General features: G+C 70.5%; 15 protein-coding genes. 4 read left to right on the top strand and 11 right to left on the bottom strand.

Features of this window, described 5'->3' with window-relative positions:
* The first annotated feature begins 52 nt into the window (after positions 1–52).
* The 3 genes from ACSQ18_RS15135 (at position 53) to ACSQ18_RS15145 (ending at position 2,917) form a co-directional block, all read left to right on the top strand.
* A complete protein-coding gene (locus ACSQ18_RS15135) occupies positions 53–568 on the top strand; it encodes a low molecular weight protein-tyrosine-phosphatase (RefSeq protein WP_436038292.1) in 516 nt (171 codons plus the stop codon).
* A 32-nt stretch (positions 569–600) separates the two neighbouring features.
* Positions 601–1,992: an adenylosuccinate lyase gene (gene purB / locus ACSQ18_RS15140; RefSeq protein WP_436038294.1), complete on the top strand. Its 1,392-nt coding sequence runs from the start codon at positions 601–603 to the stop codon at positions 1,990–1,992.
* Between the two features lie 214 nt (positions 1,993–2,206).
* Positions 2,207–2,917, top strand: a complete 711-nt coding sequence (locus tag ACSQ18_RS15145) for a sigma-70 family RNA polymerase sigma factor (RefSeq protein WP_436038296.1) — start codon at positions 2,207–2,209, stop codon at positions 2,915–2,917.
* A gap of 4 nt (positions 2,918–2,921) precedes the next feature.
* Here ACSQ18_RS15145 and ACSQ18_RS15150 read toward each other — a convergent pair whose 3' ends face one another.
* From ACSQ18_RS15150 to ACSQ18_RS15165, 4 genes are all read right to left on the bottom strand, one after another.
* The gene (locus ACSQ18_RS15150; protein WP_436038298.1) at positions 2,922–5,723 is read right to left on the bottom strand and encodes a hypothetical protein; all 2,802 of its coding nucleotides are present in this window, start codon (positions 5,721–5,723) and stop codon (positions 2,922–2,924) included.
* 217 nt (positions 5,724–5,940) lie between these two features.
* The gene (locus tag ACSQ18_RS15155) at positions 5,941–6,315 is read right to left on the bottom strand and encodes a hypothetical protein (RefSeq protein ID WP_436038299.1); all 375 of its coding nucleotides are present in this window, start codon (positions 6,313–6,315) and stop codon (positions 5,941–5,943) included.
* Positions 6,312–6,959 carry an acyl-CoA synthetase gene (locus tag ACSQ18_RS15160; protein WP_436038301.1) on the bottom strand — a complete coding sequence of 216 codons (648 nt, stop codon included), beginning with the start codon at positions 6,957–6,959 and terminating at the stop codon, positions 6,312–6,314. The genes ACSQ18_RS15155 and ACSQ18_RS15160 overlap by 4 nt, the downstream gene beginning before the upstream one ends.
* 103 nt (positions 6,960–7,062) lie before the next feature.
* Positions 7,063–7,437: a nuclear transport factor 2 family protein gene (locus ACSQ18_RS15165; protein ID WP_436038303.1), complete on the bottom strand. Its 375-nt coding sequence runs from the start codon at positions 7,435–7,437 to the stop codon at positions 7,063–7,065.
* A 102-nt stretch (positions 7,438–7,539) separates the two neighbouring features.
* On the opposite strand from ACSQ18_RS15165, the gene ACSQ18_RS15170 reads away from it, so the two are divergent.
* Entirely contained in the window at positions 7,540–8,715 is a 1,176-nt protein-coding gene (locus ACSQ18_RS15170) for a PQQ-dependent sugar dehydrogenase (RefSeq protein ID WP_436038305.1), read from the top strand.
* Positions 8,716–8,841: 126 nt separating this feature from the next.
* Here ACSQ18_RS15170 and pdxH read toward each other — a convergent pair whose 3' ends face one another.
* From pdxH to ACSQ18_RS15205, 7 genes are all read right to left on the bottom strand, one after another.
* A complete protein-coding gene (gene pdxH / locus ACSQ18_RS15175; RefSeq protein WP_436038307.1) occupies positions 8,842–9,501 on the bottom strand; it encodes a pyridoxamine 5'-phosphate oxidase in 660 nt (219 codons plus the stop codon).
* A gap of 1 nt (position 9,502) precedes the next feature.
* Complete coding sequence (locus ACSQ18_RS15180) at positions 9,503–9,949, bottom strand: iron chaperone (RefSeq protein WP_436038308.1); 447 nt, start codon at positions 9,947–9,949, stop codon at positions 9,503–9,505.
* Complete coding sequence (locus ACSQ18_RS15185) at positions 9,942–10,373, bottom strand: VOC family protein (RefSeq protein ID WP_436038310.1); 432 nt, start codon at positions 10,371–10,373, stop codon at positions 9,942–9,944. Before ACSQ18_RS15185 ends, ACSQ18_RS15180 begins: the two co-directional genes overlap by 8 nt.
* A 10-nt stretch (positions 10,374–10,383) precedes the next feature.
* Positions 10,384–10,758, bottom strand: a complete 375-nt coding sequence (locus tag ACSQ18_RS15190) for a helix-turn-helix transcriptional regulator (RefSeq protein ID WP_436038460.1) — start codon at positions 10,756–10,758, stop codon at positions 10,384–10,386.
* Between the two features lie 121 nt (positions 10,759–10,879).
* Complete coding sequence (locus ACSQ18_RS15195) at positions 10,880–12,193, bottom strand: DUF6716 putative glycosyltransferase (protein ID WP_436038312.1); 1,314 nt, start codon at positions 12,191–12,193, stop codon at positions 10,880–10,882.
* Positions 12,190–13,062 carry an N-acetylneuraminate synthase family protein gene (locus tag ACSQ18_RS15200; RefSeq protein WP_436038314.1) on the bottom strand — a complete coding sequence of 291 codons (873 nt, stop codon included), beginning with the start codon at positions 13,060–13,062 and terminating at the stop codon, positions 12,190–12,192. The genes ACSQ18_RS15195 and ACSQ18_RS15200 overlap by 4 nt, the downstream gene beginning before the upstream one ends.
* Before the next feature lie 247 nt (positions 13,063–13,309).
* On the bottom strand, positions 13,310–14,497 hold the full coding sequence (locus ACSQ18_RS15205; protein WP_436038461.1) for a cytidylyltransferase domain-containing protein: 1,188 nt from the start codon (positions 14,495–14,497) through the stop codon (positions 13,310–13,312).
* Positions 14,498–14,612 lie beyond the last annotated feature (115 nt).

Raw genomic sequence — 14,612 nt, forward strand, 5'->3', positions numbered from 1 at the left:
CGCGGAGGCATTCGGCACGACAGCCTGTGCAGGAAACGCTGAATCGCGCACAATGGGGGACGTGGCTACGCGAGACGACCCCTTCCGGGTGGTGTTCGTCTGCACCGGCAACATCTGTCGCTCGCCGATGGCCGAAGTCGTGTTCCGCTGGTTCGCCGACCAGGCAGGACTGGGCGATCGCGTGACGTCGGCGAGCGCCGGCACGGGTGACTGGCACGTGGGCGAACGCGCCGACGCCCGTACCCTCGACGCTCTCACCGGCCGGGGCTACGACGGCTCCCGCCATCGCGCGCGCCAGTTCACCGTCGCCGACTTCGACCGTCACGACCTGATCGTCGCGCTCGACCGATCGCACGAACGCATCCTCGCGGGCTGGGCGCGCACCCCCGCCGACACCGACAAGCTCGCGCTCCTGCTCGCGTTCGACGCTGCCGCGGAGGGCAATCTCGACGTCCCCGACCCGTACTACGCGGGCCCGGCGATGTTCGACGAGGTGCTCGGTATGATCGAGAGTGCGAGCCGGGCGCTCTTCCGGCAGCTCGAGCCCGCTATCCGCCCGACGTCCTGAGCGCCCGATCCTCCCCGATCGGAGCCCTTCCTGTGACTTCTGCGTCCGCCCTCCCGCCCCAGCCCCTGAGCCCGCTCGACGGCCGGTACCGCACCGCCGTGGCCGGCCTGAGCGACTACCTGTCCGAGGCAGGGCTCAACCGCGCCCGCGTCGAAGTCGAGGTGGAGTGGATCCTCGCTCTCTCCGATCGCTCCCTGTTCGGCTCGGCGCCCCTGACGGACGACCAGCGCGAGAGCCTCCGCGGCCTCTACCGCGACTTCGGCCAGGCGGAGATCGACTGGCTCGCCGAGAAGGAGGCCGTCACCCGACACGACGTGAAGGCCGTCGAGTACCTCGTGCGCGACCGCCTGGCATCCCTCGGGCTGGATGCCGTCGCCGAGCTCGCCCACTTCGCGTGCACGAGCGAGGACATCAACTCGGCGTCGTACGCCCTCACGGTCAAGCGCGCCGTCGAATACGTGTGGCTGCCGAAGCTGCGTGCCGTCATCTCCGCGATCGGCGACCTCGCACGCGAGCACCGGGATGCCGCGATGCTCTCGCGCACGCACGGTCAGCCGGCCACCCCGTCGACGATGGGCAAGGAGCTGGCGGTGTTCGCGTGGCGCCTCGAGCGCGTCGCGAAGCAGATCGAGGGGGGCGAGTACCTCGCGAAGTTCTCCGGCGCGACCGGCACGTGGTCGGCCCACCTCGCGGCCGCTCCCGAGGTGGACTGGCCGGAGGTGTCGCGAGCGTTCATCGAGAGCCTCGGGATCGACTTCAACGTGCTGACGACGCAGATCGAGTCGCACGACTGGCAGGTGGAGCTGTACGACCGGGTGCGGCACGCGGGCGGCATCCTGCACAACCTCGCCACCGACATCTGGACGTACATCGCCATGGGGTTCTTCGCTCAGATCCCCGTCGCCGGCGCCACGGGATCGTCGACGATGCCGCACAAGATCAACCCGATCCGCTTCGAGAACGCCGAAGCGAACCTCGAGATCGCCGGCGGGCTGTTCACCACGCTCGCCTCGACCCTCGTGACCTCCCGCATGCAGCGCGACCTCACCGACTCGACGACCCAGCGCAACATCGGCGTGGCGTTCGGCCACTCCCTGCTCGCGCTCGACAACCTGCAGCGGGGCCTCACCGAGATCTCGCTGTCGCGCGACGTGCTTCTGGCCGACCTCGACGCCAACTGGGAGGTGCTCGCCGAGGCGATCCAGACGGTCGTTCGCGCCGAGATCGTGGCCGGGCGGTCGGAGATCACCGACCCCTACGCGCTCCTGAAGGAGCTCACCCGGGGCCGCCGCGTCGGCGGCACGGAGCTGGCCGAGTTCGTGCGCACCCTCGACGTGGGCGACGCCGCGAAAGAGCGCCTGCTGACTCTCACGCCGGCCACGTACACGGGCCTCGCCGACCGTCTCGTGGACGAACTCGGTTGATACGAGCGGCCCCTCACTACTGAGGGCTGACGTCGGCGGCACCCGTCGCCCGCGTCCCTCATCTCCGCGGGATTTCGCCCCAAACGCTGCAGAATCGACGCTCACCCTCCCTACGGTCTCCCCACGGGGACGCCAGCGCTGAGCGGCACCCGACGAGCACCGGCTCGTCGGCGCGCTGATCGTCATCGTCGATCAGCCGCTGGGGGGTGTCGCCATGTCCGTCGTCACTGTTTTCGCCGGGGCGCCGACAGCGCGCGCATCGCACGACGCGCACGAGGAGCTCACGGTCTACTTCGCCGAGAACCGCGCGATGCTGCTGTCGTTCGCACGCAAGATCGCCGGTGGCGTCATCGACCCGCAGGATCTCGTTGCGGATGCCGTGGCATCCGCTGTCGCCCAGATCGCTCACGGGCAGCGGATCGCGGCGGTCGGCGCCTACCTGTTCACGACGATGCGCAATCGCGTCCACGACGAGCGGCGTTCGCCGCGCTCGCGGGTCGTCGCGCTGGCGGAGGACGACGTCTGCGCCGATGAGGGAGCGTTCCGCTCGGCGGACCTGTTCCGTGAGCGCGCGCTGATCCGGCGAGCACTGCACACCCTTCCGCGCGAGCAGCAGCGCGCGCTGCTCCGCGTCGTGGTCCACGAGGAGAGGCCGCGTGACCTCGTCTCCGAGTTCGCGCGGCCCGCGTCGTCGATCTCCTCGCTGGTCTACCGGGCGAAGCTGGGGCTGCGTCGGGCCATCCTCCGTCAGCTGCTCAGCGAGGGGGACCGGTCAGGGGACTGCCGAGCGTTCGCCGATGCGCTTCCGGACATCTTCCCCCTCGACCGTGAGAACGCCCGCACCGCACCCGGGTTCGAACACCTGGGTGGGTGCGAGGCGTGCTCCGCGGCCTGGGACCGCTTCGCCGCTTTGCCGGCGGGCTGAGCGACTACGCCACCCGGCGCCGGCGAACCATCAGCCAGAGGCCGGCGAACACGGCGAGTGCGATGGTCGCGCTGCCCCCGATGAGGAACGCGTCGGCGCTCGCCCCGCCCGTGAGCGGCAGCGCGACGCTGGGGATCCGTTCGTTGACGAAGCGGTACACCGCGGTGTCGCCCGGGCCGGGCGCAACGATGTCCGCGGAGTCGACGTCTACCCACGTCGAGCCCTCGAGGCGTTGCAACGCGACCTGTCGGTAGGCCAGCGTCTCGGAGGTCGACTCCTCCGACAACGTGTAGCCGTGCCCCGGACGCACCTCGACCGTGTTGGCACCCGCCACATCGGTCTCGGCGCCGACGAGCGTGGCCGTCGGCAGGGGACCATCCGAGAGGGTGTCGGGCGTAGCCGTCAGCTCCCACGCGTCCGCCTCGAACCCCGGCTGCGGGTCGATCACATGCTTGAGGATCGTGAGCGATGCCGTGGAGTTGACGATCGTGCACGTGACGTCCTGGCCACGCGGCATGGTCATGAACCCGTCGGTCACGGTGACGGCAGTGCCGTCTTCATCCAGTGCGCACTCCCATCCGGCACCGACGTAGGTCAGGGGACCGCCGGACTCCTCGAGTCCGTACGTCGCCCCGCCGGAGACGGGAGCCGACACCGGCGTGGTCGCCGTGTAGGTGCCCGAGGGGCCGGGGAGCGCGGAGCCGGGACCGCTCGCGGACAGGGTCCACGACGACGTGGGCTCGTCGCCGTAGCCCACCTCCTTGACGAGGGACAGCGTCTGCTCGCAGGTGACCGTGTTGGTGATCTCCACGGTGTTGTGCTCTTCGGTGAGCGTGACATCGACGCCGTCGGCATCCAGCGCGGTCGACTGGGGAGCGCCGTTGATGTCGGTGACCTCGCCCTCGACGGTGCAGTGCTCGTAGTCACCGCTCACCGTTGCCTCCTCGGTCACGGTTGCCACGTCATCACGGACGTAACCCGTGCGCGTCGCGCCCCAGTCCTGGTCGGTGGCGCCCGCGGCGTCGGGCCCGGTGAGCTGCAACTGGGCGTCGAGTCCCGCGGGCTGGTCGCCCTCGTCGAAGGTCTGACCGTCGACCTCCCAGACCTTCTCGACCGTCAGATCGGCGGGGAGTTCCGGGATCTCGCGGTTGTACACCGTGCAGGAGATGGCTGCGGGGGCGGAGGCGGTGAGGGTGAATCCCGGGTCGTCCACCGTTCCTGCGTTGGTGACCGATACCGGCGCGCCCGTCACGGTGTTGACACAGACGGCGTTCTTTCCTCCCTGAGTGACGATCTCGTATCCCGCCTGCTGAGTTTCGGCGACGGTCACCGGCCCGGAGGTGGTGCCGTTGAAGGTCAACGGGAAGTTCACCGCGCCGGTTCCGTCGTTGATGGTCGTCTTCGTCGCCGGGAGTCCGCCGATCCCCGCCGCCGTCGTCGTGGCGTCGAACTGCCATCCGGCCGGCGCGAGCGTGGAGCTGGTCACGTCTTCACCCGTGTTGGTCGACGGCACGATCTGCTTCACGACGCTGATCGAGCCGACGCAGTTGGCCTGGGCGATCTGCCGGACAGCAGCGATCGCCGGCGCGAAGTCAGTCGCTTCGATGTAGTCGGCGGTAGCGGCGTTGCTGCCGTTGAAGCCGACGGGGCCGCTCGTCGCGCGAAGGTTCAGGTAGCCGTTGTCGATGTAGCTGGGACCGACTCCCACGCCGAGGATGCGGGTGCCTTCCGACTTCAGCCGATTCGCGGAGAGGATGGCGTACTCCGTCTCCTTAATTCGGTTCCAGCTCGAGGTGTTCGGTGTCGGCAACGGGGCTCCGAAGAGGCTCGGCTGCCCATCGGTGACGTGGATCGCGAGGTCATAGTGCGGGCTGGCTGCGGCCGCCTGGTAGAGGCCGGCATCCCAGTTCGTGCCTCCGAAGACCCCCCACTGTCCGACCCACTGGTTCTTGAAGGCCGTCGCGCCGGCGGTCGTAGAGACCGGCAGGAGAGCGGGACGGTTTCCTCCGTTCTGCGCGGGCGAGAGATCACCGTAGGTGAAGACGGCCATGCGCGTCGGGGTGCCGGCGAAGGCGTCGGTGATCGCCGAGGCCGTCGCGAACGGCTCGCCGGGTGTCAGCGTCATCGAACTGGAGAGATCGAGGATCAGAGCGACATCGAGGCCGCACTCCTGCGGCAGGGCGGGGTTGTTCCGCGACGGCGTCCAGACGCCCCCCGAAGCGACCTGCGTCACGGTGGACGTGGACTGGGAGATGAACATGAAATCGGCGGACGACCGGTAGGTCGTGTTCGCCCGCAGCTGGACGCCCGTCTGGAAGCCGTACACCGTGGCGGGCGACGGCGGGAATGTTGCACCACCCGTGCGCAACCGAGGGTTGCTGTACCACCCCGCGGGCACCGACACCTCACGCACGTAGTAGCGCTGGTCGCGGTTGACGCCGCCGACCTGTGTGTTCGGCACGATGAAGGAGCAGTCGCCGTCGGCATCCGAGGTGCATCGGGCCCACGTCGTATTGATGGGGTTCGCGGCGGTGAGCGACGAGTACAGGCCCAACTGCACGCCGGCCAGCGGCGTGGCGATGGTGGCTCCCGCATCGGTGACGCCCTGCCCGACGCGGTCGCCTCCGACCTTCACGGTGATGACGGAGGTCGTCGACGTCGGTGCGGGAACGGCGGCGACCGCGGGGGTGGCGGCCACGAGGAACGATCCGGAGGTCACCACGAGCGTGAGGAGCGCGGCTCCCCACGCGCGCGCCGATCGACGGCGCTTCCCTCTAGCGGTGGACACAGCGTTCTCGCTCGACATCAGTTCTCCCTGCTCCCTCTGCGCGTGAACGCGCACGACGGGGCCCGGATGTACGGATACCCCCCTAATGACGACGTATGAGAGGGCAGAATCTGTCGGCGATCCGAGGAATCACTCAGAAGAAGGAAGGGAACGGCACGGAGAGGCCGACAAGCGGGAACGACGAGGACGTACCGATACGCATCGGCACGTCAGAAAGCGCGAAGGGAGATTGCGCCTAGCGCTGGGGCGGATCGACGTCGGAGGCGCCCGCGGCCGGGTGCGACGGCGCGGCATCCGTTCCCGGCGTCTCGTCTTCGGGGACGAGCACCGGACGGTCGATCTGCTTCTGGAGCTGCGCGGGGTCGACGGCGAGGAGCAGCAGCGCGATCGTCACGAGGGTGACGATGAACACGATGCCCGCGACGACACCCGCGACGACCCACGCCTTCAGGTGCGGGTGCATCTCACCGGGCGCCACGGGACGGGGCTCCTGGAAGATGCCCATCGACATGAGCGTGATCGCGCCGCCGAACACGGCGGCGATGAACGCGAGACCCAGCAGCTGCGCGGGCTTCATCAGCTCGCGGCGGGTCGGGTGCGGATCGGTCATGCGCGCTCCTCCGCGTTGTGGCCCACGACGGGGCCGACCTCGGCCGTGGCGTCGACGACCGGACGGCGCGGCGAGAACCCGGCGATCCCCAGGAACACCGCGACGACGGCCGCGTACCCGCCGAAGAGCCCGACGCCGATCGTGATGCCGGTCAGGACGCCCGTCTGCCCCGCTTCGCGGATGAAGTACTCCAGGCTGTAGGCGGGATTCACGAGCAGCAGCCCCGCCCCGAGCGCCAGCGTGACGGCACCGATCAGGATCGCATCCCGCGCGTGCTCGTCGGTGCCGCGGCGACGGATGCCGGAGATCAGCTCGACGAGTCCGGTCGCGAGCGCCCACGCGATCACGAGCACGAAGAAGAGCGTCGTCGAGCGGATGCCGGGGAGCCCGGCGATCATGCCGGCGACCAGTGTCAGCACGCCCAGCAGCACGGGGGTCGCGCGCGCGCCTGCACCGTAGGCGAGCCACGCGCCGAACAGGAGGACGAGCGCCGTGGCGATCGCCCAGCCGCTGAAGACGGCGAGTCCCACACCGGCGGAGTGGTCGGGCGAGAAGGTGACCATCGCCGCCGCCAGCGCCGCGAAGAGGGCGCGGGCGACCTGCACGTTGCGCACTTCGAAGGTGCGGACGGGGGCAGCGGACACGGCGGAACTCATCGATCGGGACGGACGCGGTACCCGTCCAGTCTAGGTCGTCCGGGGTGCGAGCATCCGATCGTCGTCCGCCTCCCCCTCCGGACGGGGGCGGTTACGCGACCGTGCGCTCCAGGTGCCACACCTTCGCGACGATCTGCCAGCCGTCGGGGCCGTCGACGAAGGAGAGGTGGTCGACGAAGATGCTGTCCAGCACGCGCAGGCGCACCCGCACCGAGGCGGCGGTGTCCGAGAGCTCGTCGATGACGACGATCTCCTCCTCGCGCTCCTGGCCGACCGAGGCGGGCGACGTGCGCGTGCGAACCACTTCACGCCACACGGGGTAGGGGTCGACGGTGACGACCCCCTCGTCGACGTCGAAGAGGCTGCTCGCGGGGTGGAAGACGGTGTCGAGCAGGTCGACATCGCAGTGGTACAGGCCGCGGAAGTACGCGTCGACGGCGTCGTGCAGAGCAGAGGTTCGAGTCATAGGGCGACAGTGCCAGAACCGACGCCCTGAGGAAGCTCGTGACGGCCCCTTTGGCAGGATGCGGTGGATGACAGGCAGGATGGCCCCGACTACCGTGGATTGATGCGCCCCTCCCCCTCGACCGATGTCCGACGCACCGTCGGCGCCTCCCTGACGGCGGTGCTGGCGGGTGCCCTGCTCCTCACGGGGTGCGGTGCGCCCCAGGCGGCACCCACGTCCCCCGCCCCGACGAGCGAGACGGCGGCCCCCACGCCGACGCCCACGCCGACTCCGACGCCCACGCCGACTCCGGATGCCGAGCCCCTCCCCGACGAGCCGGAGACGTTCGCCGAGGGCCTCGACGCGCCGTGGTCGATCGCCTGGACCGCCGACGGCATCCCTCTCGTGAGCGAACGGGACACCGGCCGCATCCTCGAGCTCGACGACGAGGGAGAGGCGCGCGAGGTCGGCACGGTCGCCGGCATCCGTCACGGCACGGAAGGGGGACTGCTCGGCCTCGCCGTGCACGAGGGCGACCTGTTCGTGTACTTCACGGCATCCGACGGCAACCGGGTCGTCCGCTACGACCTCCTCGGCACGGCCGGCCGGTACCGCCTCGGTGACCGCGACACCCTCCTCGAGGAGCTGCCGTTCTCGCCGGTGCACAACGCCGGGCGCATTGCCTTCGGGCCCGACGGCATGCTGTACGTGCCGGTCGGCGACGCTCGCAACCCCTCGGCGGCGCAAGACCCCGACGTGCGGCGCGGCAAGATCCTGCGCGTCGAACCCGATGGTTCGGTGCCTTCCGACAATCCCACGAAGGGATCGCCCGTCTACAGCATGGGCCACCGCAACGTGCAGGGACTCGTGTGGGACGACGACGGCACCCTGTACGCGAGCGAGTTCGGCCAGAACGCGTGGGACGAGCTCAACGTCATCGAACCGGGCGGCAACTACGGCTGGCCGATCGTCGAGGGCACCGGCGGAGAGGGGCGCGGTTTCATCGACCCGATCGCCACGTGGCGGACGTCATCGGCGAGCCCCAGCGGCATCACGCTCGTCGACGGCACGATCGTCATCGCGAACCTGCGCGGTGAAGTGCTGCGCGCCATCTCCACCGACGACCCCGGCACGCAGACCGAGTACTACGCCGGCGAATACGGACGGCTCCGCGACGTCGCCGTGGGCCCCGACGGCGCCCTGTGGATCCTGACGAACAACACCGACGGCCGCGGCGACCCCCGCAGCGGCGACGACCGCATCCTGCGGGTCGATCCGGCATCCGTCACCGCTGACTGACCCCTGCGCCGGCACCGGACCGGCACCGGACCGCCACCGGAAAGTGGCGCAACGCGCGGCATCCCGACGACGGATGCCGCAGAGTGCGCCACCTTCTCGGCACATTCCGCGTCGGATGCCGCAGGGTCAGGGCTGCAGGCGCTCGACGCTCCAGCTCTCGCCCGCGCGCGTGAAGACCAGTCGGTCGTGTAAGCGCGACGTGCGGCCCTGCCAGAACTCCACGCGGCGCGGTGTGAGCCGGTATCCGCCCCAGCGCGCCGGTCGCGGAACGTCGGCGCCCTCGGGATAACGCTCCTCGACGGCGCGCACCTGCGCCTCGAACTCTGCCCGGCCCGCGACCGGCTGCGACTGCGCACTCGCGGTCGCCGCCACGCGCGAGCCGTGCGGGCGGCTCTCCCAGTACGCGTCGGACTCGGCATCCGAGGCGAACGCGATGTCTCCCGTGACGATCACCTGCCGGTGCAGCACGTACCAGGGGAACAGCAGCGTCGCGGCCGAGTGCGCCGCCAGTGCCTGACCCTTCCGCGAGGAGCGGTCGGTGAAGAACACGAAGCCGCGCTCGTCCACGCCGCGCAGCAGTACGGTGCGGCTCTGCGGATCGCCGTCGGCGCCGATCGTGCCGAGGACCATCGCGTTGGGCTCGTACACGCCGCGCTCGGCCGCCTCCCCGAGCCACCGGCGGAACTGCGCGACCGGGTCGCTCGCCAGATCCCGCTCCTCGAGACGCTCCACGCCGTAGTCGGTGTGACGCGACAGCGCCGCGTCGTCGTCGTGCGCGGGCGCCACGTCAGGCGACCGCCGTCGCGATGAGCGCGCGCAACTTCTTCTCCGCCGCCGGCGTCATCTCCAAGAGGGCGAAGGAGACCGCCCACATTTCGCCGTCGTCGATCGCCGCATCCTCGGCGAAGTTAACGGTGCCGTACCGCGTGTCGAACTTGGATGCCGGCTGGTAGAACAGGATGTTCTTGCCGTCCTTCGCATAGGTCGGGAACCCGTACCAGGTCTTGGGGTCGAGGCCCGGAGCTTCCTCCGACACCATGACGTGCAGCCGTTCGGCGATCACCCGGTCGGTGCCGGACAGCCCCTCGATCGCGGCGAGGCACGCCTCCAGCTCCTTCGCCTTCTTGGCCGCGCCCTTGACGCCCTTCATCTCCTTCAGCTCCGCCGCGCGCTGCTGCATCGCCTCGCGTTCGCTGTCGCTGAAGCCGCTCTTCGTATCGCGCTTCTCACTCATGGCCGTTCTCCTTCTGCGGGGTCTGCTGAATGCGGATGAGGTTGCCCGCCGGGTCGCGGAACGCGGCATCCCTCACGCCGTAGTCCTGTTCGATCGGTTCCTGCACGATGTCGGCCCCGGCCGCCTCGATGCGCGCGAACGTGCCGTCGAGGTCGTCGGTGGCGAGGTTGACGCCGAAGTAGCTGCCCTTCGCGATGAGTTCGAGCAGCAGCGTGCGCTCCTCCTCGGTCACGTCGTAGCCGACGGCCGGCGGGTGGAGCACGATCGCCGTCGACGGCTGTCCCTCCGGGCCCACCGTGATCCACCGCATGTCTTCGTAGCCGACATCGAGGCGCACCTCGAACCCGAGCACGTCGCGGTAGAAGGCGAGGGATGCCTCGGCATCCGTGTGCGGCAGGAAGCTCGAGTGAATCGTGATGTCCATGGGCACCACGTTACGACCGGGTGCCGCCGGCCGCTTCTCGATTCCTGACCGGTCTGGTCACCTGCTTCGCGATGCACGGCAGCATGCCCGGGCGGAACGGCGCCCCCTGCGCGCGGTACACGCTCGGCGACACCCCGACGAGCTCGGTGAAGCGCGTGCTGAACGTGCCGAGCGACTGGCATCCCACCTCGAAGCACACCTCGGTGACCGTGAGGTCGCCGCGTCGGAGGAGGGTCATCGCGCGCTCGATGCGGCGCGTCATGAGGTACGCGTAGGGCGATTCCCCGTACGCGAGGCGGAACTGCCGACTCAGATGGCCGGCCGACATGTGCACGCCGCGCGCGAGCGACTCGACGTCGAGCGGACGCGCGTACTCGCGGTCCATCCGGTCGCGCACCCGTCGGAGCGCGACGAGCGTCTCGAGATCCTGCCCGGTGGCCACCGTCCGATCATCGCACGGGGCCTCCCGCGGCCGACCCGGGCGGCGACGGGCAGAGGGAGCAGGCTCAGCCGTCGACGCCGACGGGGCGACGGCGCAGGAGCGGCTCCTGGCGGAGCGCCGGCGTCACGGTGATGTCGCTGGCCGCGTCGGCCCACGAGTGCGCACCGCGGTTGCCGCGCAGGCGGCGGCGCACGAGGATCGCGGCACGCAGCGGCATCCCGACCGCGAGTGCCACGATGCCCGAGAGGGAACGGTCCTCGCCGCCCAAGACGATGCGTCGCTCCCACGCCACGCGCAGCGCGCCACCCCGCCGCACCGGCTGCTCCCGGGCGGACAGGAGCCCGAGCCGGCGCTGCGTCACGAGGTCTTCCACGTCGTCCCACCAGGTCGCGTCGGCCGGGTCGTGGAAGTAGTTCTGCGTGAGCCAGCCCGGTGCGGGATGCCGGAACCGCCGCGCGATGACGGCCGCTGCGTCGCCGAACAGACCCGAACCGCGGAACACGGTGTTCAGGTTCTCCTTGCTCACCCCGAAGGTGTCGAGCGCGATGACGGGGACGCCGAGCGCGATGGCCTCGACGGCGGCCGTGGAGCTGACGGTGACGAGACCCTCGGCCGAGGCGAGGGCGGCCCGCATCGGCTGGTACGAGAAGACGAGGTTCGCCGGCCGGTCGGCCAGCAGCCCCTCGTAGCTCTCGCGGTCGACGTGCGTCTCGTTCTCGCCCGCGCGCGACCGCAGCTTCACCACGACGCGGCGGTCGGGGTGCGCGAGCGCGGCGTCGCGCAGCACGGCCGCCACCTCCCGACGGTCCGCACTCGTCAGCGGCACGAGAGCCTGTGCCGCGAACACGAGATCGGTGCCGCCGGCAGGACGCGGCCGCGGGGCGGCGAACGGGAGGCTCGCCAGTCCGATGCGGAGATCGGCATCCAGTCGACGAGCCAGATCGCGGAACGCGCGCTCCTCACGGTGCGAGTGCACGAGGAAGAGATCGCTCTCGCGGCGGTAGGTCACGGCGCCGCGCTGCGCGGGAATCGAGATGCCGGGGAGACCCGTGACCACGACCGGTCGCGGGTGCACGCGATCGATCTCGCGCATGACGAGCCGCGCGAAGGGGCCGCGTCCGGCGATCACCACGACGTCGGGGCGTTCCCGCGTGAGCCAGCCGGCGAGCGCGCCGTGCGGCAGCCGCGTGACGTCGCCCGCACCGAAGCGCGTGCCGTCGAGCGCGCTCTCCTCCTGCGCGGCGCTCACCGTCAGGGGCGTGCGGACGAGGACGATGCGGCTATCCGCCTGCGGGACGGAGTCGAGCAGGGCGGCTGCCCATTTGACGAAGGAGTCGGCGTCGGCGACCGCGACGACCCGCAGGCGGCCCGTGGTCATGCCGGGACGCGACGCAGCTTCGCCATCGGTGCGAGCTCACCGGGGAAGACGCGCTTCACGCCGTCGCCCAGGGCCTCCTCGATGACGCGGATGTCGCGGACGAGGTGCTCGAGGCCCGCAGGCTCGAGGGATGCCGAGTGGTCCGAACCCCACATCGTGCGGTCGAGCGTGATGTGACGCTCCACCGCGACGGCGCCGAGCGCGACGGCGGCGAGCGAGATCTGCAGCCCGCGCTCGTGACCCGAGTAGCCCACCGGCACACCGGGGAAGCGCGCCTGGAGTGCGGGGATCACACGGAGGTTCGCCTCGGCCGGTTCCATCGGATACGTGGAGGTCGCGTGCATGAGGATGAGGTTGTCGCGCCCGAGCACGTCGACGGCGGCATCGATCTGCTCCAGCGTGGACATGCCCGTCGACAGGATGATCGGCTTGCCCGTCGCGCGGAGCGCCTCGAGCATCTCGCGGTCGGTGAGAGAAGCGGATGCCACCTTGTGCGCGACCACGTTGTGGTCTTCGAGGAAGTGCACCGACGGCACGTCCCACGGCGACGCGAACCAGTCCAGCCCGGACATCGTGGCGTAGTCGCCGATCTCGACGTACTCCTCGTGGCCGAACTCCACGCGGTAGCGGTACTCGAGGTACGACATCGTCCCCCAGGGGGTCTCGCGGGGCACGTCGCGCATGTGGGCGGGCGTCGCGATCTCGGGGGTGCGCTTCTGGAACTTCACGGCGTCGGCGCCGGCGCGCTTGGCGACATCGATGAGCTGCTTCGCGATCTCGACATCACCGTTGTGGTTCAGGCCGATCTCGGCGATGACGTAGGCCGGGTGGCCCGGGCCGACGGTGCGCGTTCCGATGCTGACAGTCATGGTGGTGGTCCTCTCGTGACGTCGCTCGCTCAGCGACGCCGTGCGGCCAGTGTCCGCTCGCGAGGTGAACGGACGGCCACGCGCAGGTGACGCGGGCCTCGCGCGGCGGTGTCGATTCGCTGGCGCAGATTGCGACACCGCGGCGAGAAAGTGGCGCAGGTTGCGGCATCCCGCGCGGTATGGCCGCAGATTGCGCCACTTTCTCGAGGGGAGGGAGAAAGAGGGAGAGGGCGAGAGAGAGGGAGCGTCAGGCGCCGAGGACGAGTTCGGCCAGTTCGCGCACCGCGCCGTCGCCGCCACGGCGGCTGAGTACTCGGCGGGCGATCGCGCGCGCCTCGGGACGCGCGTCGGCCACCGCGATGGGCCAGCCCACCCGTTCCATGGCGGGGACGTCGTTCACGTCGTTGCCGAGGTACGCGATGCGCGACAGCGGGATGCCGCGGGCCGCCGCCCAGCGCTCGATCGCCGCGGCCTTGTCGTCGATCGACTGGAGCACCTCGACCTGCAGCTTCGCCGCCCGCGCACCGACGACCGGGTGGGTCTCGGTGGACAGGATGAGGACGGGGATGCCGGCACGTCGCAGCCGCGCCACCCCCATGCCGTCGGAGCGACTCACCCGCACCCGCTCGTCACCGTGCGCGTCGATGAGGGCGGTGTCGTCGGTGTGGACGCCGTCGAAGTCGGTGACGACGGCATCCACGTCGATCGGTTCGGACGTGTCGTCGACGAGCGGGGCGATCGCGCGGGCGAGCGCAAGCTGTGCGTGGTCGTCGATCTCGACCGCCGACAACTCCGGCACGGCCACGATGCCGACGCGACCGAAGAAGCGGTGCCCGGACCGGCGGAAACCCTCCGCCCCGAACGCGTAGAACGCGCCCGTCTCCCAGTAGTGCGGGTCGCGGTCCTGCCGCCGGGGACGGCGTGCGGCGTCATGGTTGAGGGCGGTGGCGGTGGCATCCGCGTCTCTCGCCCAGAGGAAGCCGTACGTTTCGAACGCGGAGAAGGCCGATTCGTACCCGCCGCCGTCGACCATCGCCACGGCCTCGTCGATGCCCGACGACGAGATGAACGGCGACGTCGCCTGCAGGAAGACGACGGTGCCGACCTCGTGGCCTTGTCGTGCCAGCTCGTCCAGGGTGTGGAGGAGGGCGCTCTCCGAGGATGCCGTCGAGCCGGCGATCTCGGCGGGGCGCGCGACGACATCGGCGCCCGCATCGGCGGCGATCCGAGCGATCTCGGCGTCGTCGGTGGACACGACCACCCGGTCGACGCTCTGTGCGGCGCGGGCGGCGGCCACCGCACGGGCGACGAGCGGAACGCCGCCCACGGGGAGCACGTTCTTCCGGGGAACGCCCTGCGACCCTCCCCGGGCGGGGATGATCGCGACCGTGATCGCGGTGCCGGATCGAGCGGCCTCAGCCGGTCGGTCGCTCACGGACTCGGCCACGTCGGCTCCCTCCGCGCGCGGGTCGTTCGCCGCGCGCACCACGTCAGGGTGCCCGTGCGCGGTGACCGGACGGAGAACCGCGAGTGAACGACGGGCGTCGCGG

This window comes from Microbacterium sp. LjRoot45, from assembly GCF_964253325.1.
In the GTDB taxonomy this organism is placed as follows: domain Bacteria; phylum Actinomycetota; class Actinomycetes; order Actinomycetales; family Microbacteriaceae; genus Microbacterium.